Below are 16,060 nucleotides of genomic sequence, written 5' to 3'. Positions count from 1 at the left end.
CATCCGGCTGAGCTATCGCATCGAGGTGCGTTCGCCCGCTCTCACCAATCTCGGCGGCTTTCCGCGCAAGGCGATGATGTTCCACACCATCACCAACATGAACGTCGCGCGGGACGAGGAAACACAAGCCATGCGGCGACGGATGTACCGGTTGCTGCTGATTGTGCTCGCTGGATTCGCGGTGGGTGGGCTTGTATCTGATCCGTTCCTCAGGGTGAGGGCATGAACCTGCTTGATCATCTGCGCCGCATGGCCGCCAACAATCTTTGGTCGAGCGACCGGCTCTACCGGGCGGTGTTGTCCCTTCAGCCCGGCGAGTTCGGTGCCGTGCGCACCAGCTTCTTTCCGTCGATCGAGGCGACGCTCAACCACATACTGGCGGTCGATCTTCTCTATCTCGATTTTCTCGAAGAGGGCGGTCTCGGCGCGGCCGCCCATGACGATTTCGTGCCTTTCGACGAGCCGCGGGCCCTGTTTGCCGCGCAGACTGTGGCCGATCGGCGACTGATCGCCTTTTGCGACGGGCTGTCGGAGGCTGATCTCGACCGCCGCGTCATCACCGACCGGCGCCAGGACGGCATGATTCCTGAGCGCATCGGCGATATCCTCGCCCATGTCTTCCTGCACGACATCCATCATCGCGGTCAGGTGCATGCAATGCTGTCGGGCACGTCAGTCAAGCCGCCGCAGCTCGACGAGTTCTTGCTCGATTATGATGCGAAGCTCAGGAAAGCGGAAATCGAGCGGCTGCGTTTGTAAGCCAGGTCGCCAATCATGCCAGAGCGACATCGTAACGGGAGAAATGTGGGTCGGCTGTAAGGATGGTCAGGTTCTCAAGTTGCGCTTGAGCAATCAGCAGCCTGTCGAACGGATCACCATGGTGGCGGGGTAGGCCGCCGACGGCGTTCGCATGCTGGAAGGTTACGCCAAGCGGCTGAAATTGCATTCTTGGAAGCAGCGTCGGCAGATCGTCCGGCGCAGCGAGTTTTCCGATCGAACGTTTAATGGCAATTTCCCAAACGCTTGCCGCGCTCGCGAACACCACCGCCTCCGAAGCCAGGATAGCGCGGTGCTGCTCGCTGAGACGCAGATCGTCCGAAATCGACCAAAGGATGATATGGGTGTCGGCGAGAAACGGGCCGACAGTCATTTCACGTACTCGTCCCATTCGGGACCGAGTTCGTCAAAGTCGTCCGCAATCCAGATCTTGCCTTTCAAGGCGCCGATACGCGGCAGGGGTTCGGCTACTGCCGGTGGTACGATACGCGCGGCCACCTTGCCGTGGCGTGTGAGCACGATCTCCTCACCGGCTTCCGCGCGACTGACGAGTTCCGACAATTTGGCCTTGGCCTCCGCGATGGAAACATTCATGGCGTGATCCTTTATGACCATAATTTAGGTCATAATTGGCCGCACCACAAGAGTCTCAGTTCGGGTCGACTCATTCCGCCGCCTGAACCTTGATCACACCGCGCTTGATCTGGTCCTGCTCGATCGATTCGAACAGCGCGCGGAAATTGCCCTCGCCAAAGCCTTCGTCGCCCTTGCGCTGGATGAACTCGAAGAAGATCGGTCCGATCACGGTTTTCGAAAAGATCTGCAGCAGGATCTTGGTCGTGCCGCCGTCCACGACACCTTCGCCGTCGATCAGGATGCCGTGCTTCTTCATCCGCTCGATCGGCTCATCATGGCCGTTCACCCTGGCATAGGACATGTCGTAATAGGTATCCGGCGGGCCGGGCATGAATTTCAGCCCGTTTTCGGCTAGCCTGTCGGTGGCGGCATAAATCTCGTCGGTGCCGACCGCTATGTGCTGGATGCCTTCGCCATTGTACTTCTTCAGGTATTCGGCGATCTGGCTGGTCTCGTCCTTGGACTCGTTCAGCGGAATACGGATCTTGCCGCAGGGCGAGGTGATGGCGCGGCTGACAAGGCCGGTGATCTTGCCGTCGATGTCGAAGAAATGGATCTGCTTGAAGCCGAACAGATTGCGGTAGAAATCCCACCATTTGTCCATCTGGCCGCGATAGACATTGTGGGTCAGGTGATCGAGGTAGTAGAAGCCGACGCCTTCCGGCCGCGGGTCACGCTCGCCCAGCCATTCGAACTCGGCATCATAGGCCGAGCCCTTCTTCCCGTAGGTCTCGATGAAATAGAGCAGCGAGCCGCCGATGCCGACGATTGCCGGCACGTCGAGCGCCTTGTCGGCGCCTTCGTAAGGCGTGGCGCCTTTGGCGACAGCGTGCTCGAAAGCGTGTTTGGCATCGACCACGCGCCAGGCCATCGAGGCGGCGCAGGGGCCGTGCTTGTCGGCGAATTTCATCGCATGGGAGCCGGGCTCGGCATTGACGACATAGTTGATGTCGCCCTGGCGCCAGACTGTGATGTCCTTGGTGCGGTGCTTGGCCACCGCGATATACCCCATCCGGGTGAACAGTTCGGCGAGCTTCCGCGGCTCCGGATGCGCGAATTCGACGAACTCGAACCCATCCGTGCCGGCGGGGTTGTCCTTGCTGATCTTGGCGGGTGGGGCGTCGTGCGGGAAGGGGCCCATGATATTCCTCCGAATCTGGCTTGGCCTGGAAAGGCCATCTGACGCCATCATAACGCGGACGCGGTGCATGGTGCTTGCATTCAAACGCTTGAAATGGTCATCTCATGCGCAAAATATGCATGATGTGGACCAAAGCCATGGATGAGACGCGCATTGACCAGTTCGACCGCAAGATAATGGCGCTGTTGCAGGGCGATGCGCGGCTGACTAACAATGACCTTTCGGAGCGGGTGAACCTGTCGGCGTCGCAATGCTCGCGCCGCCGCCAGCGGCTGGAGGAGGACGGCTTTATCAAGGGGTATCGGGCGGTGCTCGACCGCGACAAGCTCGGTTTTTCCTTGGTCAACGTCATATCGGTGACATTGGCCACTCACAATCGCGACAATGCGCGGCGCTTCGGCGAACTGGTGGCGCGGCTGCCCGAGGTGCAGGAAGCGCACGCGCTGACCGGCGAGATGGACTACATCTTGAAAGTGGTGACGCCCGATTTGAAGTCGCTGTCGGAATTCGTCAACGGCGTGCTCCTGCCGCACGAATCCGTGCAGCATGTGAAGACGGCGATCGTGCTGGAGACACTGAAGGAAACCGGCGCGCTGCCGATTTGACCCTTGAGCCGATCTAACCCTTCGACTGCTGGATCAGCCCGTAGAGATTGGTGCAGCGCGCCCCGGAGCGGCAATAGGCGAAGACCGGGCCGTCGAGCTCATCCAGTGCCTCGGCCTGATCCTCGACATTCTCGGCCGTGATCTGGCCGCTGATGACGGGGATATAGCGGAAGGCGAGACCGGCGGCTTCGACGGCCATCTTGAGCGTGTCGGCCGAAGGCTGGCCGGGCTGCTCGTCGTCGGGTCGGTTGCAGATGACGCTCTTGAAGCCGGCGGCCTTGATGGCGGCGACGTCTTCGGGCTGGATCTGGCCCGAGACCGAATAGTCCTCGCTGATCTCACGATATTCCATGACGATGTCCTCGCAATCTGATTTGACGGGAGTCTTGCCATTCCCTGACGTGGCCGGCAACTCGAATCCTATGCCGCGGCCGGCTGAGCGAGCCTTGCCCTGGCGAAACGCGCCACGACGATACCGGCAATCACTGCCGCGACAAAGATTGGTGTCGCTGAATAGCCAAGACCAAGGGCAGGGATGGCACCGCCGGGACAGAAGCCGGCAATGCCCCAGCCGATACCGAAGATTGCGGCGCCGCCAATCAGCTCCGCGTCGATGGCGCGCTTCGTCGGCAGCGCGAAGGCGATTTCGAACACCGGCGCCTTGCGGCGGCCGAACACCAGCCGGTAACCGGCGAAGGCGACCACCAGACCGCCGCCCATGACGAAGATCAGGCTTGCATCCCATGTACCGGCAATGTCGAAGAAGTTCAGTACCTTTGCTGGATTGATCATTCCGGAAACGGCAATGCCGAGGCCGAAAACCCCGCCGATCAGGAATGCCGAGACGAGCTTGTTCATGGGTTCAGCCTCCGACCACGTGGCGGACGATGAAGACGGTGGCGAAGGCGGTGATCATGAAGGTCGCGACGGCAGCGAACGAGCGTGGCGACAGGCGCGCCATGCCGCAAATGCCGTGACCGCTCGGGCAGCCGGCGCCGAAATGCACGCCGATGCCGACGAGCAAGCCGCCGACGATAAGTGCGAGCGTCGGCACGGGCACGCTGAAGGCGATGTGTCCGCCGACAGCTTGGTAGGCAAGCGGCGCCGCCACGGCGCCGACGAGAAAGGCGGCCCGCCACCGCCATTCGGAGGAAAGTGGCGGGATGATACCGGTGAGGATGCCGGTCATCCCGGCAATCCGGCCATGAAAAGCCATCAGCAGCGCCGCCGACAGGCCGATGAGAGCGCCGCCAAGCAGCGACTGGAACGGGGTGAAGTCTGTCATGGAGCGCCAGCTTTCGAACTGAGGTATATCTGCGTGAGACGATTATAACGCGGATATACATTTCCGGCGGAAAATCCGGCTGGGCTATCTCGTCCGGCCGGATCGAAGGTGTCGATCAATCAGCTGCCGAGGATCGCTCCTTTTATTTGGCGGATGTTGTTGTGCATCATGTCGATATAGGTCGAGGCCGGGCCGTCGGGCTGCGACAGCGCATCCGAATAGAGCGTGCCGCCGACCTTGATGCCGGTCTCGCTGGCGATCTGCTCGATCAGGCGCGGGTTGGTGATGTTCTCGACGAAGATCGCGGCCGCCTTGTCCTGCTTCACCTGGGTGACCAGCTTGGCGACATCGGCGGCGGACGGTTCGGAGTCGGTCGAGATGCCTTGCGGAGCCAGGAAGGTCAGGCCGTATGCGTGTTCGAAATAGCCGAAGGCGTCATGCGAGGTGATGACCACGCGCTTCGCTTCCGGGATCGAAGCGATCGCCGCTTTCACTTCACCTTCGACCGCATCGAGCTTCTTGGTGTAGGCGGCGGCATTGGTCTGGTAGCTGACGCAGCCGTCGGAGTCGGCCGCGCAGAAGGCCTCGGCGATGTTGTTCACATAGATCTTGGCATTGGCGATCGACTGGAAGGCGTGCGGATCGGTGACCGTTTTGCCGCCGCCGGTGCCGGCACCTTCGGCCGCGTCGGCATCGGCGAATTCAGGCTTGAAATCGATCGGCGTCACGCCCTTGGTCAAGGTGATGATCGAGGCCTTGGTGGCGCTGGCATCGACAAGCCGCTGCAAAAAACCTTCGAAATGCAGGCCGTTGACCAGCACGATATCGGCCTTGGCCATGGCCACCGCGTCGGCCGGGCTCGGCTCGTAGACATGGGCGTCGCCATCCGGCCCGACAATGGTGGTAACATCGATGCGGTCGCCGCCGACATTTCTGGCGAAATCGGCAATGACGGTGAAGCTGGCGACCACTTTCAGCGGTGCCGCAAAGGCCGACGATGCGTCAAAGGCGGTTAATGTTATAACGCTCATCGCCAGGGCGGAGCGGATCGATTTCAGCATGGGCGGGTCTCCTTTTAGGGGCGGGGGATCAGGCCGTTCTGTGACGGTGATGGACGATGCGGGCGCGCAGGATGCCGCGCGTGCCAAACAGGATCGAGGCGAAATAAACGACGCCAGCCGACAGGATGATAGCCGGGCCGGACGGCAGCGACGCGTGATAAGACAAAAGCAGCCCGGCGATGCAGGAGACAAAGCCGATCAGCACCGCCAGCACGCACATCGGCTCGACGCGCACCGTCCAGAAGCGGGCGGCGGCGGCCGGCAGCATCATCAGCCCCACCGACAGAAGCGTACCGAGCGCCTGGAAGCCACCGACGAGGTTGAGCACGACGAGCCCAAGGAAGATGAAATGCACCGGACTGCCGAGCCGGCTGACCGAACGCAGGAACAGCGGGTCGAGGCATTCGGCGACCAATGCCCGCCAGAAGATGGCGAGGCTGACCAGTGTCACCGCGACGATGCCGCCGATCAGTGTCAGTGCTTCATCGTTGAGCGCCAGCACAGTGCCGAACAGCACATGCATGAGATCGACGCTGGAGCCGCGGATCGACACCATCAGCACGCCGATGGCGAGCGAAATCAGATAGAACGCCGCCATCGAGGCGTCCTCGCGCTGGATGGTGAAGCGCGATACGGCGCCTGCGCCGAGCGCGACGATGATGCCGGCGATCAGGCCGCCGATGGTCATCGGCAGGATCTCCAGCCCATAGAGCAGGAAGCCGGCGGCAGCACCCGGCAAGATGGCGTGCGCCATGGCGTCGCCCGACAGGCTCATGCGCCGCAGCATCAGGAAGACGCCGACCGGGCAGGCACCGAGCGACAGCATCAGCGAACCGATCAGGGCCCGCTGCATGAAGCCGAAATCGGCGAAGGGCGCGATGAAAAGACCGTAAAGCGTGTCCATCAGGCGGCCCTCGGTCCGATGCCATGGTGATGGTGGTGATCGTGCCCATGGCCGTGATCATGCTCGTCTGGCTCGCACCAGGGCGCATTCTCTTCCCAGGCTTCGTGGAAGCGGCGGGCGCGCAGCAGGTTTTCGGGCTTCAGCGTTTCCCTTGTCTCGCCCCAGGCAATCGGCTGGCGGGCGAGAAGCAGCGTTTCGGGGAAATTCTGCCGCACCAGATCGAGGTCGTGGACGACCACCATGATGGTCCGTTCCTCGCCATGCCAGTGCTTGATCAGGGCAATGAGGTCGCCGACCGTCTTGGCGTCGACGGCGTTGAACGGTTCGTCGAGCAGGATGAGGTCGGCGTCCTGCAGCAGGACACGCGCAAACAGCGTGCGCTGCAGCTGGCCTCCCGAAAGTGTGTCGATCGGACGCTTCTCGAAGCCGCCGAGGCCGACCGCCATCAGCGCCTTGCTGACGTCGTCGCGATCTTGCCTGGTGTAGCGGCCAAGCAGGCCACGCCGTGGCCACAGGCCAAGCGAGACCAGATCCACCACCCGTGCCGGAAAGGAGCGGTCGAGTTCCGATTGCTGCGGCAGGTAGGCGGCGCGAACGCCAGGCGCACGGATGACCTCGCCGGCCATTGGTTTCAGCACGCCGACAATGCCTTTCATCAGCGTCGATTTGCCGGAGCCGTTGGCGCCGACGACAGCCGTCAGCGAGCCCTTGCGGATGGTGCCGTCGAGATGATGGATCGCCGGATGGCTGCCGTAGCCAAGCGTCAGGTCGCGGAATGTCAGGCAGGTGTTTGTCATTCTGCGATCCGTGGGGCGGCGAAATCCGGCTGCTGTTAGCGGCCGATTGGATATGTGATGTTATTACATTAGTCAACAAGCCAATCCGGCGGAATTGCGGCTGCCGGGTCAACTTGCCGTGTAAGGACGTCATGCGCCGTTGGCCCAAGGGGATTTGACCGGGCGACCTTGCCCGAAGTCGGCTGCAACTTTAAAGAGACGCAACCGACACTGGAAGGAACCATCCAATGAGCATTCGTCGCATCGATGTTGGCCCGCGCATGAGCCAGATCGTCATCCACGGCAACACCGTCTATCTGGCCGGTCAGGTCGGTCAGCCGACCGGCAACGTCGCTTCACAGACCAGGGACATCCTGGCGGCCGTCGACGAACTGCTGGCCAAGGCCGGCTCCGACAAGACCAAGATCCTGCAGGCGATCATCTGGCTGGCCGATATGGGCACCTTCGCCGAGATGAACGCGGAGTGGGACAAGTGGGTGCCGCAAGGCAACACGCCGGCCCGCGCCACCGGCGAAGCAAAGCTCGCCGGACCGGAATATCTGGTCGAGATTATTATCACTGCCGCGATCTGAGGCGACGGTGAAGCTGCTGATCTCCCCCACGAGGGGGGAGATCGGCCTCACCCCTGCGACGGCTTGAACCGCGCCACCAGCGTGTGGCTCTCCGCCGCATAGGTGAAGCGCACATGAGTGACCGGATGTTCGGCGCTCCATGTCCGCCGTTCGACCACCAGGCACGGCGCGCCGGCTGCGATATCGAGCGCGGCCGCGATATGCCTGTCGGCGGCGACAGCGCGAATCCGGTGCTCGGCTTCGCTCCACGGCACACGGCCGATCAGCCATGGCCCTGGCGCGATGGCGAGAAATTCCTCGTCGGCTGCTTCAGGCACGGCGGCAAGGTTGATCACCCGCTGTTCATGCGCGAATGGCCGCTCGCCGGCGAAATGCCGACACTCCAGCGCCAGCACCGGCCCGGCCACGCCCAACTCCAGCAGCGCGCGATCCTCGGCGCTGCTGAGCCTCTTGTGTCGCGCCACGCGCTCGTAGCGATAGGCTAGGCCGAGCGCTTCGACCTCGATGCGGATGTCGTGGATTTCCAGCACCGCCGCCTGCGACTGCGGCCGGCGGACGAAACTGCCCGAACGACGCCGGCGCTCGATCAGCCCGGCCTTGGCCAGTTGCGACAACGCCTTGTTCACCGTCATGCGCGAGCAATTGTATTGCGTGCTCAGTTCGTGTTCGAACGGAATGCGGTGACCAGGCGCCCAGGCGCCGGACATGATGCGTTCGCTGATGTCGGACAGGATGCGCTGGTGCAGCGAGCCGCCGCCTTCCGTCCCTATTGTCCCGGTCATGCTCATGCCGAAAGCGCCATCATCACGCTGCGAAACCGCTCAGCGATGGCCTCGCGCTTGACATGCCTGCCGCCGCTGACCTGTTTTTGGCCATGCACCCAAACGCAATCGACCTTGCTGCCGTCGGCAAAGATCCAGGCGTCGAGGATAGCGTCGCCGAATTTGCCGGCCAGCGAAGGACTGCCGGCGTCGAGCGAGACGAGATCGGCGGGTGCGCCGGCGGCGATCGCTGAGGCGCCGGCACCAAGCGCGACGCTGCCGCCGTCAAGCGCGGCGTCGAACAGCGCGCGGCCGGTCGAGCCGCCGGCGACCGCGAGCACGTTGCGGGCGCGGTGGGCGAGGCGCTGCGAATATTCGAGCTGGCGCAATTCGTCGGGCAGCCCGATCAGAACGTTGGAATCGGAGCCGACCCCGAAGCGGCCGCCATGCTCTCTGAACAGCGGCGCGGCAAAAGTGCCGTCGCCGAGATTGGCCTCGGTGATCGGGCAAAGACCGGCAATCGCGCCGCTCTTGGCCATGCCGATCGTTTCCGCATCGGTCATATGCGTGGCGTGGATCAGGCACCAGCGTTGGTCGACCTCGGCATGGCCAAGCAGAAATTCGACCGGCCGCGCGCCCGACCAGGCAAGGCAGTCCTCGACTTCCTTCACCTGCTCGGCGACGTGGATGTGGATCGGCCCGTCCGGCGCAATGGCAGCCACCTCGGCTAATTCCTGTGGTGTCGCCGCACGCAAACTGTGCGGGGCTACCCCGATAACCGCTTGACCCAAAGCGCGAAGGGATTCCCGGCTTTTCTCAACAAGCCGGGAGAACCGATTCACATCGTTGACGAATCGCCGCTGGCCTTCGTTCGGAGCGGCGCCGCCGAAAGACGAGTGCGCATAAAACACGGGCAGCAGTGTCAGGCCGATACCCGTTTCGCCGGCCGCCGCCGCAATGCGTTCGGCCATCTCGGCGAGGTTGGAATAGGGTTTTCCGTCGCTGTCGTGATGCAGATAGTGAAATTCGCCGACGCGCGAAAAACCGGCCTCCAACATCTCGACATAGAGTTGCGCCGCAACCGCCTCGACCTGATCGGGCGTCATCGACAGGGCGAAGCGGTACATCACCTCGCGCCAGCTCCAGAAACTGTCGGCGGAGGGGCCGCGAAGCTCGGCAAGGCCCGCCATGCCGCGTTGGAAGGCGTGGCTGTGCAGGTTGGGCATGCCGGGCAGCAGGATCGCGTGACGTTCGTCGCCGGCCAGCGCTGTGGCTCCAGGTTCGACGGCCGTGATGCGTCCATTGGCGCAGGTGAGCCGCACATTGTCGTGCCAGCCATTGGGAAGGAGTGCCTGTTCCGCGAAGATATCAGTCACTTTTCTCTCCGGTTCTCTGTCTCTCGTGCGATGATGGCTTGCAGTGCGTTTCAATATGTATATACATAATCGCCATCGATTGAAACGGAAAAGACGATGGTTGCAGAGAGCAAAAGCCGGGCGGGGGCGATTCGCATCTGGCGCGACGCACGCTTGGCGACGTTGGCCGAAAACGCGGCCGGACTAGGCATCGTCGAACATGGCGCGATCGCCGCACGTGACGGCCGCATAGTCTATGCCGGTCCCGAATCGGAGATCCCCGCGGCATTTGCCAAGGGTGCCGAGACGATCGATTGCGAGGGCCGCTGGATCACGCCAGGCCTGATCGATTGCCACACCCATCTGGTCCATGCCGGCAACCGCGCCAACGAATTCGAGATGCGGCTGGCCGGCGCCACCTATGAAGAGGTCGCCAGGGCCGGCGGCGGCATTGTCTCCTCGGTCAAATCCTTGCGGGCCGCCAGCGAGAGCGACCTGGTCGCGCAATCGCTGCCGCGCCTCGATGCGCTGATCGCCGAGGGTGTGACCACCGTTGAGATCAAGTCGGGCTATGGGCTTGATCTGGAAAATGAGAAAAAATCGCTGCGTGCCGCACGCCGGCTGGGCGGTGAGCGGCCGGTGACGATCCGCACAACCTTCCTCGGCGCCCATGCCCTGCCGCCGGAAGCCAAGGGCGACAAGGACGCCTTCATCGATCTAGTCGCCAAAGAAATTCTCCCGGCGGTTGCCGCCGAGGGGCTGGCCGATGCGGTCGACGGCTTTTGCGAGGGCATCGCCTTTTCGCCGGACCAGATGGCGCGCGTCTTCGATGCCGCCAAGGCGGCCGGCCTGCCGGTCAAGCTTCATGCCGACCAACTGTCCAACCTGCATGGCGCCGAACTCGCCGCCCGCTATGGCGCGCTGTCGGCCGATCATCTCGAATACACCGATGAAGCGGGTGCGGCGGCGATGGCCAGGGCGGGAACCGTGGCGACGATCCTGCCCGGCGCTTACTATTTCATTCGCGAAACAAAGAAGCCGCCGATCGGCCTGTTCCGCCGGAACGGCGTCAAGATGGCTGTCGCCACCGACAACAATCCCGGCACCTCGCCGCTGACCTCGCTGCTTCTGACCATGAATATGGCGGCGACCTTGTTCGGCCTGACAGTCGACGAATGCCTTGCCGGCGTCACCCGCGAGGCCGCCCGCGCGCTTGGTTTGCTGGGTGAAACCGCCACGCTGGAGGTCGGTAAATCCGCCGACCTGGCGATCTGGAACATCGAGCGCCCCGCTGAACTCGTCTATCGCATGGGCTTCAACCCGCTGCATGCCCGCATCTGGAGAGGACAATGACCGAACTGACCCTGAAGCCCGGCAATGCGACGCTGGCCGACTGGCGCGCGATCTATCGCGGCGCCGTGCCCAAGCTTGACAATGCCTGCCGGCCGAAAATCAAGGCGAGCGCCGAGGCCGTCGCCAGGATCGTTGCCAAGGGCGAGCCGGTCTACGGCATCAACACCGGCTTCGGCAAACTGGCCAGCGTTCGTATCCCCGCCGAAGACCTTGAGACCTTGCAGCGCAACATCGTGCTGTCGCACGCCGCCGGCGTCGGCGAGCCGATGCCATCATCCGTTTGCCGGCTGATGATGGCGCTGAAGCTGGCCAGCCTGGCGCAGGGCGCCTCCGGCGTGCGCCCGCAGACCATCGAGTTGCTGGAAGCGATGCTGGCCAACGACGTCATCCCGGTGGTGCCGGCGCAAGGCTCGGTCGGCGCCTCCGGCGACCTTGCCCCGCTGTCGCACATGACGGCGGTGATGATCGGCGTTGGCGAATGCTTCACCCCGCATGGCCGTTTTCCGGCCAAGGTCGCCTTTGTCTCGCACGGGCTGGAGCCGGTGACATTGGGCGCCAAGGAAGGTCTGGCGCTGCTCAACGGCACGCAATTCTCGACGGCCTATGCGCTCGCCGCTCTGTTCGAGGCCGAAGTGCTCTACCAGTCGGCGCTGGTCGCTGGCGCACTGTCGACCGATGCCGCGAAAGGCTCGGACGCCCCCTTCGACCCGCGCATCCATGCGCTGAGACAGCATCGCGGCCAGATCGAGACGGCGGACGCCCTGCGCAATCTGATGGCCGGCAGCGCCATCCGTGAATCGCACCGGGTTGGCGACGAGCGCGTGCAGGATCCGTATTGCCTGCGCTGCCAGCCGCAGGTCATGGGCGCGGCGCTCACCGTCCTGCGCCAGGCCGCCGACACGCTAGGCACCGAGGCCAATGGCGTCACCGACAATCCGCTGATCTTCGCCGAGGATGACACGGCCCTTTCGGGCGGCAATTTCCACGCCGAGCCGGTGGCCTTCGCCGCCGACATGATCGCGCTCGCGGTCTGCGAGATCGGTTCATTGTCGGAACGCCGCATCGCCATGCTGGTCGACCCGGCATTGTCGGGCATGCCGGCCTTCCTGACGCCGAAGCCCGGCCTGAACTCCGGCTTCATGATCCCGCAGGTGACGGCGGCGGCTCTCGTTTCCGAAAACAAGCAGAAAGCCTATCCGGCCAGCGTCGATTCGATACCCACTTCGGCCAACCAGGAGGACCACGTTTCGATGGCCGCGCATGGCGCGCGCCGGCTGATCGGCATGGTCGAGAACGCCACCGCGGTCATCGGCATCGAATTGCTGGCCGCGGCACAAGGCTGCGACTTCCATGCCCCGCTGGCATCGAGCGCGCCACTTGAAGCCGTGCGCAAGCTGGTCCGGGCCGAGGTGCCGCATCTCGACAATGACCGGCATTTCCACCCAGATATGGAAAAGGCGATCGCCATGGTGCGCAGCGGCGCGACTATTAAGGCAGCCGGCGCGATAGCGCTGCCGGGGATTGCGTCATGAGAATGCTCGCCATCATAGGCTGCGTTCCTTCGCGCAGTAGGGCTCCAACGCAGGGGGATCTCTCATGACGTCACCCTCCTGGCTCACGGTCACGCGCGGTACTGCCCCGTTGCTGGTGTCGATCCCGCACACCGGCATCGATCTCGCCGGTCTCGAGAACCGGCTGGTGTCGCCCTGGCTCGGCCGCCGCGATTGCGACTGGTGGATCGACAAACTTTACGATTTCGCCACCGACCTTGGGGCGACTGTCGTGCATACGGCGATCTCGCGCACGGTCATCGACGTCAACCGTGATCCGTCCGGCGCGTCGCTCTATCCCGGTCAGGCGACGACTGGCCTGTGTCCGACCGAGACTTTCGATGGCGATCCGCTGTATCGGGAGGGCGAAGAACCGGGGCCATCGGAGATCGACGAGCGCCGTGAAAAATTCTTCGCACCCTATCATGCCGCTCTGCAGGCCGAGATCGACCGGCTGCGAGGCCTGCACGGAAAGATCGTCGTCTATGACTGCCACTCGATCCGCTCGGTGCTGCCGCGCCTGTTCGACGGCATGCTGCCGGTGTTCAATCTAGGCACCAATGACGGCAAGAGCGCCGATCCGGCCCTGCAGGCGATGATCGGTCAGATCATGGCCGAAACCGGCGAATCCGCTGTCGTAAACGGCCGCTTCAAGGGCGGCTGGATCACACGCCATTTCGGCCAGCCACAACAGGGCGTGCATGCGCTGCAGATGGAGCTCTCCAACCGCGGCTACATGCGCGAGCCCGACGGCAAGGGTATGCCGGACAATTGGCCGGTGCCTTACGATGCCGAGTTCGCAGCACCGATCCGCGCGACGCTGCGGAAAATCCTTGAGGCCGCGACATCCTGGGCGCGCGTCTGACATCAGGTCCTTTTTGGAGTGACGCCATGAACAATCCTCGCCACAACATCCGTGAAGTCCGCAGCCCGCGTGGCAGCGAAATCAGCGCGCGCTCCTGGTTGACGGAAGCGCCGCTGCGCATGCTGATGAACAATCTCGACCCGGACGTCGCCGAAAATCCCAACGAGCTCGTTGTCTATGGCGGCATCGGCCGGGCGGCACGCACCTGGAACGATTTCGACCGTATCGTCGCCTCCTTGAGGACGCTGGCCGATGACGAGACTTTGCTGGTCCAGTCGGGCAAGCCGGTCGGCGTCTTCCGCACCCATCCCGACGCGCCACGCGTGCTGATCGCCAACTCCAACCTCGTGCCGCATTGGGCGACCTGGGAGAAATTCAACGAGCTCGATAGGAAGGGCCTGATGATGTACGGCCAGATGACGGCCGGCTCGTGGATCTACATCGGCACGCAAGGCATCGTCCAGGGCACCTACGAGACCTTCGTCGAGGCCGGCCGCCAGCATTATGGCGGCAATTTGAAGGGAAAATGGATACTGACCGGTGGACTTGGCGGCATGGGCGGCGCCCAGCCGCTCGCCGCCGTCATGGCTGGTGCCTGCTGCCTGGCGATCGAATGCAATCCCGACTCGATCGATTTCCGCCTGCGCACACGCTATGTCGACGAGAAGGCCGAGACACTCGATGAAGCGATGGAGATGATCGAGCGCTGGACCAAGGCCGGCGAGGCGAAGTCGGTAGGCCTGCTTGGCAATGCCGCTGAGATCGTCCCCGAAATATTCAGGCGCGGTATCCGCCCGAATATGGTCACCGACCAGACTTCGGCTCATGATCCCATCAATGGCTATCTGCCGAAGGGCTGGAGTATGGCCGAATGGCGCGAGAAGCGCGTCAGCGACCCCAAGGCGGTCGAGAAGGCCGCCCGCGCGTCGATGCGCGAACATGTCGAGGCGATGGTGGCATTCTGGAACGCGGGTGTGCCGACGCTCGACTATGGCAACAACATCCGCCAGGTGGCCAAGGAAGAGGGGTTCGAGAACGCTTTCGCCTTCCCCGGTTTCGTGCCGGCCTATATCCGTCCGCTGTTTTGCCGCGGCATTGGCCCGTTCCGCTGGGTGGCCCTGTCGGGCGATCCGGAGGATATCTACAAGACCGACGCCAAGGTGCGCGAACTGACGCCCGGCAACACCCACCTCCACAACTGGCTCGACATGGCGCGTGAGCGCATCGCCTTTCAAGGCCTGCCGGCGCGTATCTGCTGGGTTGGGCTCGGCGACCGGCATCGGCTCGGCCTCGCCTTCAATGAGATGGTGGCCAAGGGTGAGTTGAAGGCGCCCGTCGTCATCGGTCGCGATCACCTCGATTCCGGCTCGGTCGCCTCGCCGAACCGTGAGACGGAATCCATGAAGGACGGCTCGGACGCTGTGTCCGACTGGCCGCTGCTCAACGCACTGCTCAACACGGCATCGGGCGCCACCTGGGTGTCGCTGCACCATGGCGGTGGCGTCGGCATGGGCTTTTCCCAGCACGCAGGCATGGTCATCGTTGCCGACGGCACGCGCGAAGCGGCCAAACGCCTGGAACGGGTGTTGTGGAATGACCCGGCGACCGGTGTGATGCGCCACGCCGATGCCGGTTACGAAATCGCCATCGAATGCGCCAAGGAGCACCAGCTCAACCTGCCCGGCATTCTCGGCTGATTGCCTGAACCGATGCGCATCCTGCGTGCAGCCGAATACCGGTCGATGCCGTGGAAGAACGGCGGCGGCGTGACGACCGAGATCGCCGTTTCGCCGACTGGCGCCGGGCTCGACGACTTCGACTGGCGCGTCTCGATGGCGCGCGTCGAATCGAGCGGCCCGTTCTCGCAGTTTGCCGGTATCGATCGCACCCTTGCCGTGCTCGAAGGCGAGGGCATCGTCCTCGAGATTGCCGGTTATCCGCCGACATCCATAAACAGGGCGACCGCCCTGTTTTCCTTCCCGGCCGACGTGCAGACCTCGGCCACGCTGATCGGCGGGCCGATCACCGATCTCAATGTCATGACCCGCAGAAGCCGGATGACGCATTCGGTCGAACGCCTGGTCGTTTCGGCTCCCGTGGAAATCAGGACCGAGGCGAGGACGACCCTGATCCTATGCCTGGACGGGGACATCACCGTGGGCGACATCGGATCGGTTCTCCTCGGAGCTTTGGACACGCTGGTAACGGACCCGAGCACCGCTGGCGTGCTTGTCCAGCCTGCCCACGCCACGACACTGTTCGTGATCCGGATCGGCGGCATTTCCGACAACGGTTAACGCCTGTTTCCAAACATGATCGCGATGCCGACGAATTATAGCGTAAGCTGACGGCGGGCATCACGAAAAAGCCCGAATCCTTTCCGTCGATCGATCCCGAC

Annotated in this window: 20 protein-coding genes; 9 read left to right on the top strand and 11 right to left on the bottom strand. The window is 63.3% G+C overall.

The genetic code is table 11. The features are described from left to right. Positions 1-25: 25 nt before the first annotated feature. Both NKH19_RS16660 and NKH19_RS16655 read left to right on the top strand, forming a co-directional pair. On the top strand, positions 26-226 hold the full coding sequence (locus NKH19_RS16660; RefSeq protein WP_352869506.1) for a hypothetical protein: 201 nt from the start codon (positions 26-28) through the stop codon (positions 224-226). After that, positions 223-759, top strand: coding sequence for a DinB family protein (locus tag NKH19_RS16655; protein WP_352869508.1), 537 nt, complete (start codon positions 223-225; stop codon positions 757-759). The genes NKH19_RS16660 and NKH19_RS16655 overlap by 4 nt, the downstream gene beginning before the upstream one ends. A gap of 13 nt (positions 760-772) precedes the next feature. On the opposite strand, the gene NKH19_RS16650 is transcribed toward NKH19_RS16655, so the two are convergent. From NKH19_RS16650 to hppD, 3 genes are all read right to left on the bottom strand, one after another. After that, the gene (locus tag NKH19_RS16650) at positions 773-1,150 is read right to left on the bottom strand and encodes a type II toxin-antitoxin system VapC family toxin (protein WP_352869510.1); all 378 of its coding nucleotides are present in this window, start codon (positions 1,148-1,150) and stop codon (positions 773-775) included. Continuing rightward, positions 1,147-1,371: a type II toxin-antitoxin system Phd/YefM family antitoxin gene (locus NKH19_RS16645; RefSeq protein WP_023780515.1), complete on the bottom strand. Its 225-nt coding sequence runs from the start codon at positions 1,369-1,371 to the stop codon at positions 1,147-1,149. Before NKH19_RS16645 ends, NKH19_RS16650 begins: the two co-directional genes overlap by 4 nt. A gap of 70 nt (positions 1,372-1,441) precedes the next feature. Beyond that, positions 1,442-2,554, bottom strand: a complete 1,113-nt coding sequence (hppD, locus tag NKH19_RS16640; protein WP_352869512.1) for a 4-hydroxyphenylpyruvate dioxygenase — start codon at positions 2,552-2,554, stop codon at positions 1,442-1,444. Positions 2,555-2,691: 137 nt separating this feature from the next. On the opposite strand from hppD, the gene NKH19_RS16635 reads away from it, so the two are divergent. Beyond that, on the top strand, positions 2,692-3,159 hold the full coding sequence (locus tag NKH19_RS16635) for an Lrp/AsnC family transcriptional regulator (RefSeq protein WP_023762149.1): 468 nt from the start codon (positions 2,692-2,694) through the stop codon (positions 3,157-3,159). A 13-nt stretch (positions 3,160-3,172) separates the two neighbouring features. Here NKH19_RS16635 and NKH19_RS16630 read toward each other — a convergent pair whose 3' ends face one another. The 6 genes from NKH19_RS16630 to aztA form a co-directional block, all read right to left on the bottom strand. Next, on the bottom strand, positions 3,173-3,511 hold the full coding sequence (locus NKH19_RS16630; RefSeq protein ID WP_352869514.1) for a protein tyrosine phosphatase family protein: 339 nt from the start codon (positions 3,509-3,511) through the stop codon (positions 3,173-3,175). A gap of 68 nt (positions 3,512-3,579) precedes the next feature. Then, the gene (locus NKH19_RS16625) at positions 3,580-4,017 is read right to left on the bottom strand and encodes a DUF6691 family protein (protein ID WP_352869516.1); all 438 of its coding nucleotides are present in this window, start codon (positions 4,015-4,017) and stop codon (positions 3,580-3,582) included. A 4-nt stretch (positions 4,018-4,021) separates the two neighbouring features. Next, a complete protein-coding gene (locus tag NKH19_RS16620; RefSeq protein WP_352869518.1) occupies positions 4,022-4,444 on the bottom strand; it encodes a YeeE/YedE family protein in 423 nt (140 codons plus the stop codon). Positions 4,445-4,563: 119 nt separating this feature from the next. Continuing rightward, positions 4,564-5,505 carry a zinc ABC transporter substrate-binding protein AztC gene (aztC, locus tag NKH19_RS16615; RefSeq protein WP_352869520.1) on the bottom strand — a complete coding sequence of 314 codons (942 nt, stop codon included), beginning with the start codon at positions 5,503-5,505 and terminating at the stop codon, positions 4,564-4,566. Between the two features lie 28 nt (positions 5,506-5,533). After that, positions 5,534-6,409 carry a zinc ABC transporter permease AztB gene (aztB, locus tag NKH19_RS16610; protein ID WP_352869522.1) on the bottom strand — a complete coding sequence of 292 codons (876 nt, stop codon included), beginning with the start codon at positions 6,407-6,409 and terminating at the stop codon, positions 5,534-5,536. Continuing rightward, on the bottom strand, positions 6,409-7,206 hold the full coding sequence (gene aztA, locus NKH19_RS16605) for a zinc ABC transporter ATP-binding protein AztA (RefSeq protein WP_352869524.1): 798 nt from the start codon (positions 7,204-7,206) through the stop codon (positions 6,409-6,411). Before aztA ends, aztB begins: the two co-directional genes overlap by 1 nt. Before the next feature lie 227 nt (positions 7,207-7,433). Here aztA and NKH19_RS16600 point away from each other — a divergent pair, with 227 nt between their 5' ends. Continuing rightward, positions 7,434-7,778, top strand: a complete 345-nt coding sequence (locus NKH19_RS16600; protein ID WP_352869526.1) for a RidA family protein — start codon at positions 7,434-7,436, stop codon at positions 7,776-7,778. A gap of 47 nt (positions 7,779-7,825) precedes the next feature. Here NKH19_RS16600 and hutC read toward each other — a convergent pair whose 3' ends face one another. Together hutC and NKH19_RS16590 are read right to left on the bottom strand one after the other, a co-directional pair. Continuing rightward, positions 7,826-8,566: a histidine utilization transcriptional repressor HutC gene (hutC, locus tag NKH19_RS16595; RefSeq protein ID WP_352869528.1), complete on the bottom strand. Its 741-nt coding sequence runs from the start codon at positions 8,564-8,566 to the stop codon at positions 7,826-7,828. Then, the gene (locus tag NKH19_RS16590) at positions 8,563-9,915 is read right to left on the bottom strand and encodes a formimidoylglutamate deiminase (protein ID WP_352869530.1); all 1,353 of its coding nucleotides are present in this window, start codon (positions 9,913-9,915) and stop codon (positions 8,563-8,565) included. The genes hutC and NKH19_RS16590 overlap by 4 nt, the downstream gene beginning before the upstream one ends. 96 nt (positions 9,916-10,011) lie before the next feature. On the opposite strand from NKH19_RS16590, the gene hutI reads away from it, so the two are divergent. From hutI to NKH19_RS16565, 5 genes are all read left to right on the top strand, one after another. Further along, positions 10,012-11,247, top strand: a complete 1,236-nt coding sequence (gene hutI / locus NKH19_RS16585) for an imidazolonepropionase (RefSeq protein WP_352869532.1) — start codon at positions 10,012-10,014, stop codon at positions 11,245-11,247. Beyond that, the gene (gene hutH / locus NKH19_RS16580; RefSeq protein WP_352869534.1) at positions 11,244-12,779 is read left to right on the top strand and encodes a histidine ammonia-lyase; all 1,536 of its coding nucleotides are present in this window, start codon (positions 11,244-11,246) and stop codon (positions 12,777-12,779) included. Before hutI ends, hutH begins: the two co-directional genes overlap by 4 nt. 64 nt (positions 12,780-12,843) lie before the next feature. After that, the gene (gene hutG / locus NKH19_RS16575; RefSeq protein WP_352869536.1) at positions 12,844-13,662 is read left to right on the top strand and encodes an N-formylglutamate deformylase; all 819 of its coding nucleotides are present in this window, start codon (positions 12,844-12,846) and stop codon (positions 13,660-13,662) included. 26 nt (positions 13,663-13,688) lie between these two features. After that, positions 13,689-15,359 carry a urocanate hydratase gene (gene hutU / locus NKH19_RS16570; protein WP_352869538.1) on the top strand — a complete coding sequence of 557 codons (1,671 nt, stop codon included), beginning with the start codon at positions 13,689-13,691 and terminating at the stop codon, positions 15,357-15,359. Positions 15,360-15,371: 12 nt separating this feature from the next. Then, positions 15,372-15,959, top strand: a complete 588-nt coding sequence (locus NKH19_RS16565; protein WP_352869540.1) for a HutD/Ves family protein — start codon at positions 15,372-15,374, stop codon at positions 15,957-15,959. The last annotated feature ends 101 nt before the right edge of the window (positions 15,960-16,060 follow it).

The sequence above is a fragment of the Mesorhizobium sp. M1338 genome (genome assembly GCF_040318045.1).
Lineage (GTDB): Bacteria > Pseudomonadota > Alphaproteobacteria > Rhizobiales > Rhizobiaceae > Mesorhizobium.
This window is presented reverse-complemented; position numbering and strand designations above follow the sequence as displayed.